This window comes from Erwinia sp. PsM31, from assembly GCF_030433775.1.
GTDB classification, from domain to species: Bacteria; Pseudomonadota; Gammaproteobacteria; order Enterobacterales; family Enterobacteriaceae; genus Erwinia; species Erwinia aeris.
This window is the reverse complement of sequence record NZ_JARUWZ010000161.1, coordinates 1-208: the sequence shown is the minus strand read 5'-3', so window position 1 is coordinate 208 and position 208 is coordinate 1. Positions and strand designations below refer to the sequence as shown.

General features: G+C 55.3%; 1 protein-coding gene. It reads left to right on the top strand.

Features of this window, described 5'->3' with window-relative positions; genetic code table 11:
* On the top strand, positions 1-208 hold a 208-nt coding region (locus QCD69_RS22820), incomplete at both ends, for a hypothetical protein (protein WP_301253606.1).

Below are 208 nucleotides of genomic sequence, written 5' to 3'. Positions count from 1 at the left end.
CAGGAATCAGGCGGTACCAAGGACATCACCGGTGGTCTGCCACGCGTTGCTGACATGTTCGAAGCGCGTCGTCCGAAAGAGCCAGCAATCATGGCGGAGATCAGCGGTATTATCTCCTTCGGTAAAGAGACAAAAGGCAAGCGTCGTCTGGTGATTACGCCGGTTGACGGAAGCGAACCGTACGAAGAGATGATCCCGAAATGGCGAC